Annotated in this window: 14 protein-coding genes; 13 read left to right on the forward strand and 1 reads right to left on the reverse strand. The window is 37.4% G+C overall.

What is annotated here, in order from left to right:
• The 7 genes from NTHER_RS05915 (at window position 1) to holA (ending at window position 9,034) form a co-directional block, all read left to right on the forward strand.
• On the forward strand, window positions 1-354 hold the full coding sequence (locus NTHER_RS05915; protein WP_012447627.1) for an ornithine aminomutase subunit alpha: 354 nt from the start codon (window positions 1-3) through the stop codon (window positions 352-354).
• Window positions 354-2,591 carry a D-ornithine 4,5-aminomutase subunit OraE gene (gene oraE / locus NTHER_RS05920; protein ID WP_012447628.1) on the forward strand — a complete coding sequence of 746 codons (2,238 nt, stop codon included), beginning with the start codon at window positions 354-356 and terminating at the stop codon, window positions 2,589-2,591. The genes NTHER_RS05915 and oraE overlap by 1 nt, the downstream gene beginning before the upstream one ends.
• A 25-nt stretch (window positions 2,592-2,616) precedes the next feature.
• Window positions 2,617-3,987 carry a GlmL-related ornithine degradation protein gene (locus NTHER_RS05925; RefSeq protein ID WP_012447629.1) on the forward strand — a complete coding sequence of 457 codons (1,371 nt, stop codon included), beginning with the start codon at window positions 2,617-2,619 and terminating at the stop codon, window positions 3,985-3,987.
• A 95-nt stretch (window positions 3,988-4,082) separates the two neighbouring features.
• Window positions 4,083-4,541: a ribonuclease HI gene (gene rnhA / locus NTHER_RS05930; RefSeq protein WP_012447630.1), complete on the forward strand. Its 459-nt coding sequence runs from the start codon at window positions 4,083-4,085 to the stop codon at window positions 4,539-4,541.
• A 70-nt stretch (window positions 4,542-4,611) separates the two neighbouring features.
• Window positions 4,612-6,864: a DNA internalization-related competence protein ComEC/Rec2 gene (locus NTHER_RS05935; RefSeq protein WP_012447631.1), complete on the forward strand. Its 2,253-nt coding sequence runs from the start codon at window positions 4,612-4,614 to the stop codon at window positions 6,862-6,864.
• A gap of 96 nt (window positions 6,865-6,960) precedes the next feature.
• Entirely contained in the window at window positions 6,961-8,043 is a 1,083-nt protein-coding gene (locus tag NTHER_RS05940; RefSeq protein WP_012447632.1) for a DUF1786 domain-containing protein, read from the forward strand.
• A complete protein-coding gene (holA, locus tag NTHER_RS05945) occupies window positions 8,030-9,034 on the forward strand; it encodes a DNA polymerase III subunit delta (protein WP_012447633.1) in 1,005 nt (334 codons plus the stop codon). The genes NTHER_RS05940 and holA overlap by 14 nt, the downstream gene beginning before the upstream one ends.
• 30 nt (window positions 9,035-9,064) lie before the next feature.
• On the opposite strand, the gene rpsT is transcribed toward holA, so the two are convergent.
• On the reverse strand, window positions 9,065-9,331 hold the full coding sequence (gene rpsT / locus NTHER_RS05950; protein WP_012447634.1) for a 30S ribosomal protein S20: 267 nt from the start codon (window positions 9,329-9,331) through the stop codon (window positions 9,065-9,067).
• 187 nt (window positions 9,332-9,518) lie between these two features.
• Here rpsT and gpr point away from each other — a divergent pair, with 187 nt between their 5' ends.
• The 6 genes from gpr to grpE all read left to right on the forward strand — a co-directional run bounded on the left by gpr (window position 9,519) and on the right by grpE (window position 16,607).
• Entirely contained in the window at window positions 9,519-10,595 is a 1,077-nt protein-coding gene (gpr, locus tag NTHER_RS05955; RefSeq protein WP_012447635.1) for a GPR endopeptidase, read from the forward strand.
• Window positions 10,596-10,693: 98 nt separating this feature from the next.
• The gene (gene spoIIP / locus NTHER_RS05960) at window positions 10,694-11,773 is read left to right on the forward strand and encodes a stage II sporulation protein P (RefSeq protein ID WP_012447636.1); all 1,080 of its coding nucleotides are present in this window, start codon (window positions 10,694-10,696) and stop codon (window positions 11,771-11,773) included.
• A gap of 60 nt (window positions 11,774-11,833) precedes the next feature.
• Window positions 11,834-13,633, forward strand: a complete 1,800-nt coding sequence (gene lepA, locus NTHER_RS05965; RefSeq protein WP_012447637.1) for a translation elongation factor 4 — start codon at window positions 11,834-11,836, stop codon at window positions 13,631-13,633.
• Window positions 13,623-14,828 carry a radical SAM family heme chaperone HemW gene (hemW, locus tag NTHER_RS05970; RefSeq protein WP_012447638.1) on the forward strand — a complete coding sequence of 402 codons (1,206 nt, stop codon included), beginning with the start codon at window positions 13,623-13,625 and terminating at the stop codon, window positions 14,826-14,828. Before lepA ends, hemW begins: the two co-directional genes overlap by 11 nt.
• 78 nt (window positions 14,829-14,906) lie before the next feature.
• Entirely contained in the window at window positions 14,907-15,938 is a 1,032-nt protein-coding gene (hrcA, locus tag NTHER_RS05975; protein ID WP_012447639.1) for a heat-inducible transcriptional repressor HrcA, read from the forward strand.
• A gap of 9 nt (window positions 15,939-15,947) precedes the next feature.
• A complete protein-coding gene (gene grpE / locus NTHER_RS05980; protein WP_052291955.1) occupies window positions 15,948-16,607 on the forward strand; it encodes a nucleotide exchange factor GrpE in 660 nt (219 codons plus the stop codon).
• Window positions 16,608-16,660 lie beyond the last annotated feature (53 nt).

Genomic DNA, 16,660 nt, shown 5'->3' on the forward strand with positions numbered 1-16,660 from the left:
ATGTCTGACTTTGAAAGTAGAAGACAGCATTTGAAAGAAATGTCAGAAAAAGAACTAGAACAACGATTTTGGGAACTAGCTGATAAAGCAGTAGACCCCATGGTCGATTTAGCTCAAAATCATACTTCACCATCTATAGAGCGTTCAGTGTTGCTAAGGATGGGCTTTGATAGTATGGAATCAAAAGCTATTGTAGATAAATGTGTTCAAAAAGAGCTACTCTCCAAAGGAGCCGGGCATGTTGTGCTTAAAGTAGCCCGTGATCAAGGAATTGAAATTAAAGAAGCGGGAAGAGCCCTGGCTGATGGTAAACACTGGGATAGAGCAGTAGAGCTGTTTGGAGGTGGTAAGTAATGGCAGATAATAACAATCAAAACCAAAAGAAGCAAGAAAACTTATCTACTGATGAAAAACTCTTAATTGAAGATATTTTACATGATCTTGATAAGTATCGCCCTAAAAGAAAAGGTTGGGCCTGGAGAGAAGAGCAAGGCCCTAGGCAAGTGGGACCCTTTAATTATAAAGAAGTATCCAAATCACTTAAAAATAGTGTACCTCTACCAGCAGCTAGAAGTTTTCAAGAGATTGATCCTCAACCGGATTGTGTCATAACATCTGAAATTGCTTCTGGTAGATTTGAAGATGATATTCGTCGGATGAGAATGGCTGCCTGGCATGGTGCAGATCATATGATGGTGATTAGGACAGCCGGTCAGAGTCACTTCGATGGTTTGATTGAGGGAACACCTGAAGGAGTGGGTGGTATCCCTATCTCAAGAAAACAATTGAGAGCTACTCGCAAAGGGCTGGATTTGATTGAAGAGGAAGTGGGGCGTCCCCTCAATCTTCACTCATATGTTAGTGGAGTATCTGGACCAGAAATAGCTCTGCTATTTGCAGAAGAAGGTGTAAACGGTGCTCATCAGGACCCCCAATACAATGTTCTTTACAGAAATGTTAATATGGTTCGTTCCTTTGTCGATGCGGCAGTTGCTAAAAACTTGATGAAATCAGTGGATATGCTACAGATAGACGGTGCTCACAATGCCAACGCTACAGCCCGAGAAGCATGGAAAGTTATGCCTGAACTAATGGTACAACATGCTATTAACACAGCATATTCCAGGCGAATCGGAATGCCTGATGAATTGATTTCACTAAGTAGTGTGCCGCCTACTGCACCGCCAGCACCTGCGTTAACTTACGATTTACCCTATGCGGTAGCTTTGAGAGAGTTGTTCCCTAAGAATAATATTAGGGCTCAAATGAACACTAAATATATTGAATCAGACACTAGAGAAGCAACAGTCACTCATGTTCTGAACCTGCTTATCAGTCGATTGACTAGGGCAGAAATTCAGAGTACTATTACGCCAGATGAAGGTAGGAATGTGCCATGGCATCATTTCAGTGTGCAAGCTGTTGACACTGCAAAACAAGCCCTGTTGGGAATGGATGGCTTAAAAGACTTGGTAGAAATTAAGCGCGATGGCATTGTAGGAGAAAGAGTACGTGAACTAAAAGAACGAGCTGTACTCTTCTTTGAAGAAATTCTGGAAACGGGTGGTTATTTCAAAGCTGTTGAAGAAGGCTATTTTGTTGACTCCGGTTTTTATCCTGAACGCAATGGTGACGGTATTCAAAGAGATATCGACGGCGGAGTGGGTGCCAATACCATAGTAAAGAGAGACGAAGACTACATGGCACCTGTCTGTGAGCACTTTGGATACAATAACCTTCCTCAAGAATGGGATTCACCATGTGAGCCAGTTGATGGATGTACCCTATGTGACCATGATAAAATTGCTTATATTGATGAATTAGATGATGAAGACAACGTAGAAAAGAGATTAGAGAAAACTGAAGATTACCGTAAAGCTGAGAAAAAACTGATACCAGAAGTTGAATGGGCAGCAGATAGAATTGCATGCCTAACAATGTTCCTACCTGTTTCTGAGAGAGTTGCAGAATACGCAGCACTAGAAATGGTAGGTAAAATGGGTTGGGAAGATGCAGAAGTGATCCACAAATACAGTATGCAGCCGGCTGAAGGAACTTATGTTGAAGTCAAAGGTCGTGTACCTCATGAAATCAATCCATCTGAACTAGATATACCTGAACCGGAAGAACTGCTTCCTGAAGACGAGATTCGGGATTATGTATCAGAAAACGGCATGAAAGTAGTAGCTGCTACAGTAGGAGAAGATGAGCACTCCGTTGGTATGAGAGAAATCATTGATATCAAACACGGTGGAATCGAAGCTTTCGGTATCAAGACAGACTATCTGGGTACCTCAGTACCTGTAGAAAAAGTAGTTGATGCTGCAGTAGAGATTGATGCTGATGCCATCTTGATCAGTACAATTATTACACATGGTGATGTTCATAGAGAAAATATGAAAAAGTTACATCAGCTTTGTGTGGAAAAAGGAATGCGAGATAAGGTGATCTTGATAGGTGGAGGAACCCAGGTGAATGATGACATTGCAAAAGAATCCGGACTTGATGCTGGATTTGGAAGAGGTACAAAAGGAATTAATGTGGCAAGCTATCTTGTAAAACAAATGAAAGAAGATGCTGACTCCAATTAGTGGCTCTAATTAAGGAGGTATTGCGATGGGACAGGAAAAACTAGTAGCAGAAGTCGGCAGTACTACTACAGTTGTTTCAATGTATAATGAGAAGGGAAAGCTAGTAGCGCAAGGACAAAGTTCTACTACTGTTGAAGCAGGAGATGTCCTCCTGGGCTTGAATCGAGCCCAGGAGGATTTAAAACAACAACTGGACCAAAATGGAAGCTTCTCTGGATCTTTAGATGATTTAGAAATGTATGCTACTAGCAGTGCCGCTGGTGGTTTAAAGATGACAGTTCACGGTCTGGTTTACGATATGACAGCCCGTGCTTCTAGAGAAGCTGCATTAGGGGCAGGTGCCGTTATTCACCAAGTTACCGCCGGTGAATTATCCCAAGAAGATATAGATAACACTTTGGAGATTTCACCAAATATTATTTTACTGGCCGGTGGGGTGGACTACGGAGAAGAAAAAACTGTGGTAAATAATGCCCGTTATATAGCAGACAGTGGCATAAAAGCTCCTATAGTTTATGCTGGTAATGTAGCTTGTCAGGAAAAAGTGGTTAAAATTTTAGAATCTGCAGGCCTTTATGTGAAAGCTGTTGAAAACGTTTATCCTACCGTTGACGAGTTAAACGTGGAACCAGCCCGGAAAGCAATACAACAAATTTTCCAAAGCCATATTGTGCATGCTCCTGGAATGGAAAAAATTAAAGAAAGAGTTAATGGAAGTATTATGCCAACTCCAGGAGCTGTAATGGAAGGAGCCAAACGGGTAGCTGATAAAATAGGTGATGCTATGGTTATTGACGTAGGTGGTGCTACTACCGATGTCCACTCAGTTACAGATGGTTCGCAAGAAATGCTCGACTTGACTGTGGCACCTGAACCCAGGGCTAAAAGAACGGTAGAAGGTGACTTGGGTGTTTATAGAAATGCTAAGAATTTGATTGATTTAATGGACGAATCATATTTTGAGTCGGGGATGAGCCAAGAAGATATGTTAAATATCATTGCCGACTGGGAACCTTTTCCACAGAATGAATCGGAAAAACATCTATTACAATTGTTTGCAAAAATAGCTACCTTCACAGCAGTAGATAGACATGCCGGAGCTATAAAATATCTCTATGGGCCCACAGGACGTCAAAAGATAGTTAAAGGGAAAGATTTAACTAAAATTAGATATGTGATTGGCACTGGAGGAGCCTTAGGTAGGAGTAAACCTGGAGAAAAGGTTATAAAAGAGTTATTAAAACGTTATCAACCAAGCAAATTAACACCTCCAAAAGATGCGCAATTAATACTGGATAGTAACTATAGCTTGGCAGCTATCGGTTTGCTTTCAGTTCAAGCACCAGAAATGGCGGATAGAATCATAGAGAATTTTGCCGAACATAAGGCCTTGTAAAGATTTGAGTAATATTTTAAAATATTGTTTGTGTAAATTTTTTCTGTAACAAGTTATAATACTTGTTACAGAATTTTTTTTAGGGAGAGATTTATATGACTAATACAAATGAAGACAAGAAAAGAGTTACGATTTATACCGACGGAGCTTGCAGTGGCAACCCTGGTCCGGGTGGTTGGGGTGCTATTTTGCTTTTTAATGAACATAAAAAGGAATTATCAGGTTCTGCGGAGAATACTACCAATCAAAGAATGGAATTATATGCCGCAGTGCAGGCTCTGAAAGCATTGAAGTACCCGTGTAATGTGGAGCTATGTAGTGATAGCGCATATTTAGTTAATTGTTTTCAACAGGGCTGGTGGAAGAAGTGGCAGCGCAATAATTGGTTAACTAAATCAAAGAAAAAAGTGGATAATCAGGATTTATGGAGAGAACTCATTGAATTAAATGATTATCACTCAATTCAATGGATTAAGGTTAAAGGTCACAGCGATGATGAACTTAATAATCGAGCTGATCAATTGGCAACGGAAGCAATTCCTGACAAGAGTTAAATCTATATATTTATTTACACGGGTGGTGTAAAAATTAAACAAAATTGAGAGTACTTTAAAACTGGTATGTGTGGGTCTGTTTTTAATATTTTGTATTAATTTAATTAGCATCTGGTATTGGAACCGCCAATTACTTCCCCTTTATATAGGTACAGATAGTCAAAATTCCTATGACGTAGAATTCATTGGGAAAATTTCTGGTTCTCCTAGTACAGGTGCTAATTCCATCCACTATCCTGTAACAATAACGGAATTAAGCTTTGTTGAACAAATAGACCAACTACAACAAATAGAACAAGTAGACCAAACCTTTAATTCACCTTTGAAAGTGCGTATGAGTTTACCGAAAAAGGATGTGGATGAACAAAGGGAATTACTACCAGGTAATCGGGTTCGAGGAAGGGCAAACATGGTTAAACCAGAAGGAGCTAGGAATCCTGGAGGTTTTGACTATGCCAGCTATCTAAAGAGCAGGGGTAAATTTCACATTCTATACCCTCAGAATCCACATAATCTTGAAATTATTGGTGAAAGTATTTCACTACATAGACCGGGAACTTTGTTATCGAACAATTTAACAGAAATTTATCTTAAAAACTTAGACCTTGAGGTTTCCCCCTGGGTAATTGCTCTTACCTTGGGGGATCTTTCATATTTGAATAAACAATCTATCACAATTCTAGATGAGGCTGGAGCGCGTTATTTAACTGCTGTATCCGGCCTTCATATGAAAATTGTGGCCCTTAGCCTATACAATGCATTACTTGCTATTGGGATTAGAAAAAAGTGCTCTGTAATAGTAACTTTAATTGTGAGTTTAATTTATGCCTCTGCAGCTGGTTTTTCACCTTCAGTAATGAGAGCTATGCTAATGCTTGGGCTAGTTTTATGTTCTTCTTTAACCACTCAAAAATTATCACCCCTCTTAGCACTTAGCTTAAGTTTATTGGTAATATTGGCTTTTTCGCCTTTTTTAATTTTTAATGTTGGTTTACAATTGTCCTTTATTGCTACTTTGTTTATCATTCTAATTTACCCAGAACTCAAATCAACACGCAACTCAATAACATCTTTTCTAATAGAACCTTTTAAAATTGCACTTTGTGCCCAATTAGGTGTATTCCCCTTAATTTTACACCACTTTGGCTGGGTGTCTTTTGGTAGTCTATTATTGGCTCCTTTTCTAGCAATGGTGTTAGCACCATTAATTTTGGCAGCTATGATTTTCGGGTTACTAGTTAATTTAGATCTAGCTTTTATACCAATCCAGTTTTTAAAAGTCTTTATTGAACTGACAGTGCGATACTTACAAACTGTAATCTACCTGGTCGCTCAGTATAGCTTTAGTTTATGGGGTCATTGGTCGGGGGTTCAATTAGTTTGTTATTATATATCCATACTTGTTATTCTCATTTTTAAAAATTCACCATTGATTATTCGGCCTGTTAAGTATTTACCCCTATTAGCTATTTTTTCAATGATATGTTTATTCATAAGCTTTCTAAGCCCCTTTAATAAAACCTTAGATACCTATTATCTGGATGTAGGCCAAGGTAACTCGGCCGTTATTTTCACACCGAAAGGACAGACAATTTTAATTGACAGTGGTGGAGTACCATTGGATAGTAGATTTTCTGATCCTGGTGAAACTGTACTATTACCATTTTTAAGATATTACGGTGAAAAGACAATTGATCTGGTTATTATAACTCATGCTCATACCGATCATTTTGCAGGTTTAATAGCTATATTAGACCATGTAAATATTTCCCAAGTGTTAATACCCGAGCTTGGGAATGATACTGAAGAATTCGAGAAATTGATGGAACAATTGAATAATAGAAATATTCCTGTTAACTATGTACAAGATCCCGGCGTTATAGATTTAGGATCTGATGCAACTATGGAAATATTACACCCGAATTCTCCCTATTTAACAGGGACAAATTGTGACTTAAACAATAACTCTATCGTAACCAGATTAGTATGGCAAGAAACAGCTTTATTTTTCCCAGGGGATTTGGAGGAGGAAGGAGAAAGAAGATTGTTGAATACAATTAGCGAAGATAATCTTAACAGCCAGGTACTAAAAGTCCCTCATCATGGCAGCTCAACTTCCTCATCTTTGCAATTTTTGGAGGCCATAGACCCGTCTGTTGCCATTATTTCAGTAGGTAATAACAGCTATGGCCATCCTTCACTACAATTGATAGAAGAACTTGAAAGTTCCGGGATTCGAGTGTTTCGAACTGATAAAAATGGGGCTGTGATATTAAACAGCAATGGGAGAGAATTACAGATCAAATCCTATATTGAGAATTAAAATAATCCGTCCAATTGAAAATTTTATAGTGTCAACAAATAAATTCATAGAGCCATTTAAAAAATTGGTTTAGGGATTAAAGGAGGATGAATTAAAATGAACTCTTTATTAGCAGTTGATATTGGGAGTGGAACCCAGGATGTCCTTGTGTATCATCCAGAATCTGAAATGGAAAACAATATCAAGATGATTTTACCTTCTCAGACTCAAATCGTTGCCAAAAGAATTAGAGAATGTACCCAAATGGGATCAGATATTTTTCTAAGCGGTTATCTCATGGGGGGAGGAGCCTCTAGCAAAGCAATCAAAGAGCATTTAAGCTATGGTTACAGAGTATATGCAACTGAAGAAGCAGCCTTGACTTTAAAAGATAATTTAAATAAAGTTAAAGAGATAGGAGTTGAAATTGTTGAATCACCTCCACAGAATTGTGACCAAATTGAGTTGAAAGATATAGATATATCAGGATTAAAAGAGGCTTTGGCGTTATTTGAAGAAGAATTGCCAGCTGACTATGCTCTAGCTGTTCAGGATCATGGATTTGCCCCTGATAGCAGTAATCGGTTATTTAGATTTGGACACTGGGAAAAGTTTTTAAAATCGGGCGGTTATTTAGCGGATCTGATTTATGATGAAAATTCTGTACCAGATTACTTCACCAGAATGCATGCTGTTATGGAAGCTGTGCAAACTCAATCTGTTCGGTCCGGTCACAAAGTTTGGATAACAGATACAGGAGCAGCTGCAATTTTGGGGGCCTTAGAAGACAATAATGTAAATAGAGAAGTGACGCAAAATAATGGTATGATTGTTAATATTGGAAATCAACATACCATAGCCTTCTTAGTTGTAGGACAGAGAGTGCTAGGAGTTTTTGAGCACCATACCAAAAAATTAACAGAGGAAAAATTACAACATCACTTGGATAGATTTGTCCTGGGAGAGCTATCAAACGAAGAAGTGTTAGAAGATAAAGGACATGGTTGCATGCGAGTACCAGAAGCGGATGAGCATAAATTTAATTTTATAGCAGTCACAGGACCTAGAAGGAATCTTGGTAAAAACTTAGGTTATATGGCAATACCCCATGGGGATATGATGTTATCAGGAGCTTTTGGGCTTGTAAGGGGAGTTAAAAATTACGTTTATAGAAAGGATAATTTAAATGTCAGGAAATAAAATACCCCAGTTAACTGAAGAGCAATTAAAATCTGTTTATTTAATTACAGGAGAATCATATTTTCAAAAACAATTTGGACAAAAAATAAAAGATTTATTGTTAAAAACCGATTTTGACCTTAGCAGTTATGAAAAATTAGATGGTAAAGAATATAATTTGGCTGATGTAGTTCAAAAAGCTGAATCTTTACCATTTTTTAGTGATAGGCGTTTAGTCATGGTGAGTAATGCTCCTTATTTTAGTGAACAATTATCAGAAAAAGAGAAACAAATATTTTCAGATTATCTAGACAATCCTGCTCCAACTACTGTACTAGTATTTTTTGCTGATAAGGTAGATAAACGTCAAAAATTAGTAAAGAACCTCAAAAAAAGAGGTATGCTCTATGAATTTAGCCAATTAAAACCTTGGGAAATAGATAAGTGGATTAGGGAATGGGTTAATATGAGAGGAAAAGATATTCAAAGAAACGCCGTTTCTCTTTTAGTTCAGCGTATTGGCAATGAACTGCCTTTATTGGAACAGGAATTAGAAAAGCTAGATCTCTATACTGCTGGTATCAAAAAAATAGAAGAAAATCATGTGAGACAGGTAGTACCGGAATCTTTAGAGACGAATGTGTTTAAATTGGTCGATAAAATTGGGGAAAAACAATCAGGGATTGCCCTTGCATTGGTTCGAAAATTGACATTAAACGAGCCACCAGTTAAGATACTGTTTTTAATAGCTCGCCAGTTCAGATTACTAATAAAAATAAAAGCTTATCTTGACGACGGTCTGGCTGTTTCAGAAGCGAGCAAGAAACTAGGCATTCCTCCTTTTATTGGAAAAAAAGTGGCCGCACAGAGTAAAAATTTCAGTTATCAAGAGCTGCAGGATGCTGTTAAAGAGGTACAGCGGATTGATTATGCCATTAAAACAGGTCAACTGGAAGGTACTTTTGCCCTGGAGCGTTTAATAATGTCATTTGTTGACAAAATTGAAGCATAAAAAAATCTACTCATAAAGAGTAGATTTTTTTTAACTAGCTATGTTATTAAACTTAGCTGTAAGCCTGGATTTTTTCCTAGCCGCATTATTTTTATGGATAACTCCTTTGCTTACGGCTTTATCAATGGTTTTAGTAGCGTTTTTTAGTTCTTCTCGGGCAGTTTCAACATCTTCGTTTTGTAAAGCTAGTTCAAATTTTTTAATGGCTGTTTTAACCATTGTTTTCACATGCTTGTTGCGTAAAGTCTTTTTACGAGTAACTCTTACTCTTTTCTTAGCAGATTTGATATTAGGCAAGAGTGTCACCTCCTGTGTTTGTGCTTTTAATAAATTTTAATGAAATAATCCGGAAACGATTGAGAACACTGTAAATAGTAACATATAAACTTATATAAATCAAGAGTTTAAATCCACTCCTAGGGCGAATTAATATTTCAAAATTGGTGCAGGATAATACTGAAGAAAACAAATAGGAGGTTACTAAATGAGCCATGATAAGAAAGATATGAATTCTAATAAGGAAGGTTTAAATTCAAGTATCCGAACAGACTTGGCAATTGAAGCTATGGAAATGGTATCTCCTGAAACTGAGAAAGATATTCCAGGAGTAGAAAGTGAAACTTTTCAAGAGGATGGAATAACAGTTAACCATCTCAGTATCACGTCACCACAAGGTCAGCAAGCTATGAATAAAGCCATGGGGAATTATGTTAATATTGAAGCTCCGGGCCTGCGGGAAAAAAATACAGATCTACAAGAAGAGGTTAGCCAGATTGTAGCGAGAGAATTACAAAATATTGCCCAATTTAATGATAGTACTGAATTGATGGTAGTAGGATTGGGGAATTGGAATGTAACTCCCGATTCTATTGGCCCTAAAGTAGTTGAAGATCTAGTTATCACAAGACATTTAAAACAATTAGTACCAGAACAATTAGGTGAAGGTTTTCGATCTATATCAGGGGTTGCACCTGGAGTCATGGGTTTAACTGGAGTAGAAACAGGTGAAATAATCAAAGGAATTGTAGAAGAAGCTAAACCTAATATGATATTGGCCATTGATGCTTTAGCAGCTCGAAACCTTAGTAGATTAAACACAACAGTTCAAATTGCTGATAACGGCATTCACCCTGGGTCCGGGGTAGGTAACGATCGAATGGGAATAAATAAAGAGACTATGGGGGTTCCAGTTGTTGCTATGGGAGTACCCACTGTAGTTGATGCAACTACCTTGGTAGGTGATACTTTACAAATGGTTAACAATCAAGGTCAGCAAGGTCAAAATGCTCAACAAGGACAGCAACCAACCCAAACTCAATCACAAGGTATGCCAGGACCAGGCAATCCAGCTCAAGGATCTCCTGGCGGCAATCAACAAGTTGATCGTAATTTAGTCAATCAAGCACTTCAACCTTATAGTGGTGAAGGACGAACCTTGATGATTACTCCTAAGGAAGTAGATCAGTTTGTAGATGATATTTCTGAAGTTTTGGCTGGTGGAATAAATGTGGCAGTTCATCCTCGGGTTGCCCAGGAAAATCCCGGAAAGTATTTACAATAAGTCGCCAATTCGGCGGCTTATTTTTTTAATCAAGTAATAGATCTTCTGCATATAATTAATATTAGCAATTAAACAATGTAATTGAGGGGGACGAGGCAGTGACAAAAAATTTTCACAAGACTGTTAATAACAAGACAGGTAAAAGAAAAAAAAGCTTAAAACAAAGTCTCTTAGTTTGTATTTCAGTTGTATTTGGAGTTTCTGTGATTATACAATTATTATTATCCATATTAGGAAGTATATTCATTGAAAAACCATATGTATGGTTTTTAGAACAAGAATTACCCGGATTTTATGTTATGGAAATTCAAGATCCCCCTATTACTAGCTTAACTGATGCTTTAGACAAACTGTTACTTCATCCATTAGCTGTTGACAGTAACTCACCAGAAACAATTTTAGGAACACAGTTTTCTCCAGTTAGGGATTATTCAAAGGAAATCCAAGCCATGGCTGAAGAACAGAAACCAGATCAGAAAAGCTCTAAAGAAGTAGTCTGGCAAGAAGAAACAGGCTTGGATTTGAGCGAGTTACCAGAGGAACCAATTGAAGATAGTCCACAAATAGTAGCGGAAGGTGAAAATCTAGATGGCAAAGTAGGGATTTATCATTCCCACACTACCGAAAGTTTCGTACCAGATAGTGGTGAACCATTTACTGAAAATTTGGATAAAACAGTAGTAGAGCTAGGTCGGAAGTTGACTGAGGAACTAGCAGATTATAATATAGAAACTGTTCATACCGAGGAAGTCCATGATCTTCCAACTAGGAGAGATAGTTATTCGAGAAGTTTACCTACAATAGAAAATATGATGGAAGAAAACCCTGAAATTGATGTATTATTAGATATACATAGAGATGGAGTCCCTCGGAATATGACCACTACAGAAATAGAAGGGGAACAAGTCGGGAAAATTTTAATACTGGTTGGTTCTGAAGGTAATCCTGATTGGCGGGAAAACTATCGTTTTGCCCTGCAGCTACAAAAACAATTAGAAAAAATCCATCCTGACTTATCTCGGGGTATTAGGACAAGGAATTTTTCATATAATCAGGAAGTTCATTCCAGATCATTACTGATAGAAATTGGAGGTCATGAAAATAGTTTAGAAGAAGCAAAAAATACTATTCCATACCTAGCTGAAGCTCTGAAAAAGGCGGCATTTGCTGGTGATTGACGACTTGTCACCCTCATGTCCAGGTGTTATAATAAGGTGAGATAAAAGGGGGACCAGAATATGACACAAGAACGAATTAGAAACTTTTCGATCATTGCACATATCGATCATGGTAAATCAACACTAGCTGATCGGTTGTTAGAATATACAAAAACCCTAACAGAACGAGAGATGCAGGAACAATTTCTTGACAATATGGATTTGGAAAGAGAACGAGGTATAACCATTAAACTGCAAGCGGTTACAATGAACTACCAGGCAAAGGATGGGAAAGAATATTATCTTAATGTAATTGACACTCCTGGTCATGTTGATTTCACCTATGAAGTTTCTCGCAGTTTAAAAGCATGTGAGGGTGTATTATTAGTTGTAGATGCTGCTCAGGGCATTGAAGCTCAAACCCTTGCGAATATTTATTTAGCTCTTGAACAAAACTTAGAAATTATACCAGTGATTAATAAGATTGATTTACCTAATGCTGATGTAGAAAAAGTTACTAGAGAATTGGAAGAAATCGTAGGGATTGACGAAGATGAAGTTATTTTAGCTTCAGCTAAAGATGGTACAGGAATTGAGGACATTTTAGAAGCTATCGTGGAACGAATTCCGGCTCCCGATGATAAAGAAGATGACCATTTAAAAGCCCTAATTTTTGATTCTTATTACGACACCTATCGGGGAGTGATCACTTATCTTAGAGTGTTTTCTGGTCAATTGGTTCCCGGAATGGAAATAAAGATGATGCAAACCGGAAAAAAATTCGAGGCCTCGGAAATTGGCATATTAAATCCGGGCCCTAAAAAAGTGGATGCCTTAAATGCTGGGGAAGTTGGATTTATGGCTGCCAATATAAAAGATGTAAAGGATAGCCGGGTCGGAGATACTATTACTTCATATAAGAAACCAGCTCCAGAGCCTTTAGCAGGCTATAAGCAAGTAAAACCAATGGTCTACTGTGGCTTGTTTCCTGCTGACGGAGAAGATTATGAAGATCTAAGGGATGCTTTGGATAAACTACAGTTAAATGACGCTTCATTAGTATATGAACAAGAAAATTCCGCTGCCTTAGGATTTGGTTTCAGATGTGGATTTTTAGGACTACTTCATATGGAGATAATTCAAGAAAGGCTTGAAAGAGAATATGGGATTTCGCTAGTTACAACGGCTCCCAATGTTGTATATAGAGTAGAACTAGTCGAAGGAGAAGAAATAACAATTGAAAATCCCACGGATCTACCAGAGAGAAACGAAATTAACGCAATCTATGAACCAGTAGTAAGAGCTAATTTTATGGTGCCGCAGGACTATATTGGCCCAGTCATGGAATTATGTGAAGAAAAAAGAGGGGAATATGAAACCTTGGAATACTTGGATTCATTGCGGGTACTGCTCAAGTACAAGCTTCCCTTAAGTGAAATTGTTTTTGATTTCTTTGATCTTCTTAAGAGTAAGACCAGGGGTTATGCTTCCTTTGATTACGAGATCATTGGTTACGAGGGAGCGGATTTAGTTAAAGTGGATATCTTGGTGAACAAGGAACCTGTGGATGCATTATCCTTTATAGTTCATCAAGATAAAGCTTATTATAAAGGAAGACAGCTGGCAGGTAAACTAAGAGAAATGCTGCCAAGACAAATGTTCGATGTTCCAGTACAAGCAGCTATCGGTAATAAGGTAATTGCCAGGGAAACGGTGAAAGCAGTCAAAAAGAATGTCTTGGCAAAATGTTACGGTGGAGATATCACTCGTAAGAGAAAATTATTAGAAAAACAAAAAGAAGGGAAACAGAGAATGAAACAAGTCGGGAAGGTAGATATACCTCAAGAAGCCTTTATGGCGGTGTTGAGCATTGATAAATAAAACGGATTACAAAAAGGGACTGTACATTCATGTCCCTTTTTGTTTATCTAAATGTAAATACTGCGATTTTAATAGTAGAGAACTTCAATCCCAGGATGAAATAACAAACTACTTAAAAACAATAAAAAAACAGACTAAGACATTTTACAGAAAACTTGGCCTTAACCAAGAATCATGGGACAGCATATATATTGGTGGAGGAACTCCTTCTTGTTTAACGGAAGAGGCTTTACACGATTTATTGTCATTCTATATAGAGAACTCCAATACTAGTTTTGACAACGACGGGCAAAGCAGAGAGATTACTGTGGAAGTGAATCCTAATTCAATCACTAGTGAAAAAGCGACTATTTTAGCTTCGAAAGTTAATCGCATCAGCATAGGCTTACAGAGTACTCATTCTAAATATTTAAAAAGGTTAGGAAGAATACACACATGGAATGATTTTATTCGAGCTTATGAACTCTTGGTATCAAAAGGGATAGACAATATTAATGTTGATTTAATCTATGGCATTCCCGGACAAAGGTTGGAAGATTTAGAACAAGATCTGGATCTTCTTACGAATTTAACTCCTTTTCCCCCGAAACATATATCCTTGTATAATCTAACGATAGAAGAAGGAACTCCGTTAATGGAAGAATATCAAACAGGAGAACTACCTATCCTTGATGAACAGTCTGAAGTGTCTATGTATAACATGGCCAGGGAAATCCTGCAAGATCGAGGATATAAGCACTACGAACTTTCTAATTTTTCTAAAGAAGGATATCAATGCCGACACAATTTAATCTACTGGTTAAGACATAACTATTTGGGTTTAGGACCTGGTGCGCACAGCTTGTGGAATAGCAAAAGATTTTATTGTACCGAATCCATTACAGACTATTTAAAAGCCAGTCAAGACCAAGACTTGGATGAAAGAACCTTAATTCAAGATTGCTGGGATGTATCACGAGAAGAAGCTTTATCGGAAAGGATTTTTTTAGGCTTGCGTTTGTTATCAGGTGTTGATTTGGAAGAAATCTCTCAAGAGTTTCAATTAGATGTAGAGAAAAAATTTGCTAAACAAATTAAAAAATTAATTGATCAAGGATTTTTAACAAAAACAGGTTCTGTTATTAAACTAACCGAAAAGGCATATATGCTGTCAAATTATGTTTTTATGGAGTTCCTACCTCATCTTGACAAATAACTTGGCTAGTGTTATTTTTTAACTGGATCAATTAGCACTCTTGTTTTAAGAGTGCTAATAACTTTCAGGGGTGATTTGATGAGCCTTAATTGGCGTAAGCAAAAAATTTTAAAGACTATTATTTCAGATTATATTAAACGTGCAGAACCCGTCGGGTCTAGAACCCTGACAAAAAGATATGAATTTGATTTAAGTCCCGCTACTATCAGAAATGAAATGGCAGACTTAGAAGATATGGGCTTTTTGGAGCAACCGCATACTTCAGCCGGGCGTATTCCTACGGAAAGAGGATATCGTTTCTTTGTTGATGAGTTGATAACTCGCTGTTTATCAGTTCCACAGCAAGAGTTGCTCTTAAAAAAATTAACCAAATTCAAGGCTCTAGAAATAAATGAAATAGTGCAAGTAACAGCTCGGGCTCTGGCTGAAATGACAGATTATACTTCTTTAGTTTTAGGTCCGCAAACAAGTAAAAGTGCTTTTCAGGAAATTCAAGTTTTTCCTATTGATCAACAAAGGGTATTAATGGTTCTAACAACAGATACAGGAATTATAGAAAGCAAACCGGTGCCAGTTTCTGGTAACTTATCAAAACAAGAGCTTAGTAACATAGTTCAACATCTAAACAAACGACTGAAAGGTTTAACTATAGATGATATCACCCCTAGCCTATTAAAGGAGTTGCGGACAGATTTAATTAAAGAAGTGGATTTAGTGGAAAAAGCCATGCATATCTTGGCTGATTCCTTTAGACACAGTAGTGCCAACGTGGCTTTAGGCGGGACAAAGAATATTTTAAATCAGCCTGAATTTAATGATCTTAAAAAGGTGAAAGAGTTACTATCATTTTTTGAGAATGAAGAGGTCTTGGCTGAATTGCTTTCTGAATCGGAAGGCATTGTTGTGCGAATTGGGAAGGAAAACCCCAGGGATGAAGTGAAAGATTGCAGTCTAGTAACTGCTAGTTACGAATTAAATGGACGCCCCCTGGGTACTATAGGTGTTTTAGGTCCTACCAGGATGGATTACTCCAGGGTGATTGCCATAGTGGCTCAAATTGCCAATGAACTTACAATGGCATTGGATAAAAAGAAAATTACTGAGGAGTAGGTGATGATTATGAAAAAAGAAAATAATCAAAATATCACAGAAGAACAAAAGCAATCGGCCAACCAAAAGAAAGAACAAAATCAAAAAGATACAGAAACAACAAACACACTGGAAAATCACAAAGAGGAAGTAGAAAGCCGAGAAGAATCAGGTGAAGCAGAAGACTTACAATACCAGGGACAAGGGGAGGAGAATTTGGAGAAAAAAATTGAGGATTTAGAAAACCAGAACGAGCGTTTAGAGGAGGAAAAACAGAGCTATCTCCAGCAATTGAAACGTTTACAAGCAGATTTTGATAATTATAAAAAGCGTACTGCAAAAGAATGGGAACGCACAAGCACAGAAAAAGCAAAAGAATTGGCAGAGGATATATTACCAATTTTGGACAATTTTGAAAGGGCTCTTAACAACATTGACGACGAAAAAGTTGACCCCAATTTCTATGAAGGGGTTAATATGATTTATGATCAATTATATGAGGTACTAACCAAAAATGGGTTAGAGCGAATTGAAGCAGAAGGCCAAGAATTTGACCCTAATTATCACGAAGCGGTTATGCAAGTTGACAGTGAGGAACATGAAAGCAATGTTGTCATTGAGGAGATTCAACCTGGCTTTCTATTTAAAGATCGCCTGCTGAGAGCAAGTGTAGTAAAAGTTTCCAGATAATAGATAATCTGGATTCAAAATGATTTGAACTATTCTATTCAAAACAAAACTTA

Source organism: Natranaerobius thermophilus JW/NM-WN-LF, from assembly GCF_000020005.1.
GTDB lineage: Bacteria > Bacillota > Natranaerobiia > Natranaerobiales > Natranaerobiaceae > Natranaerobius > Natranaerobius thermophilus.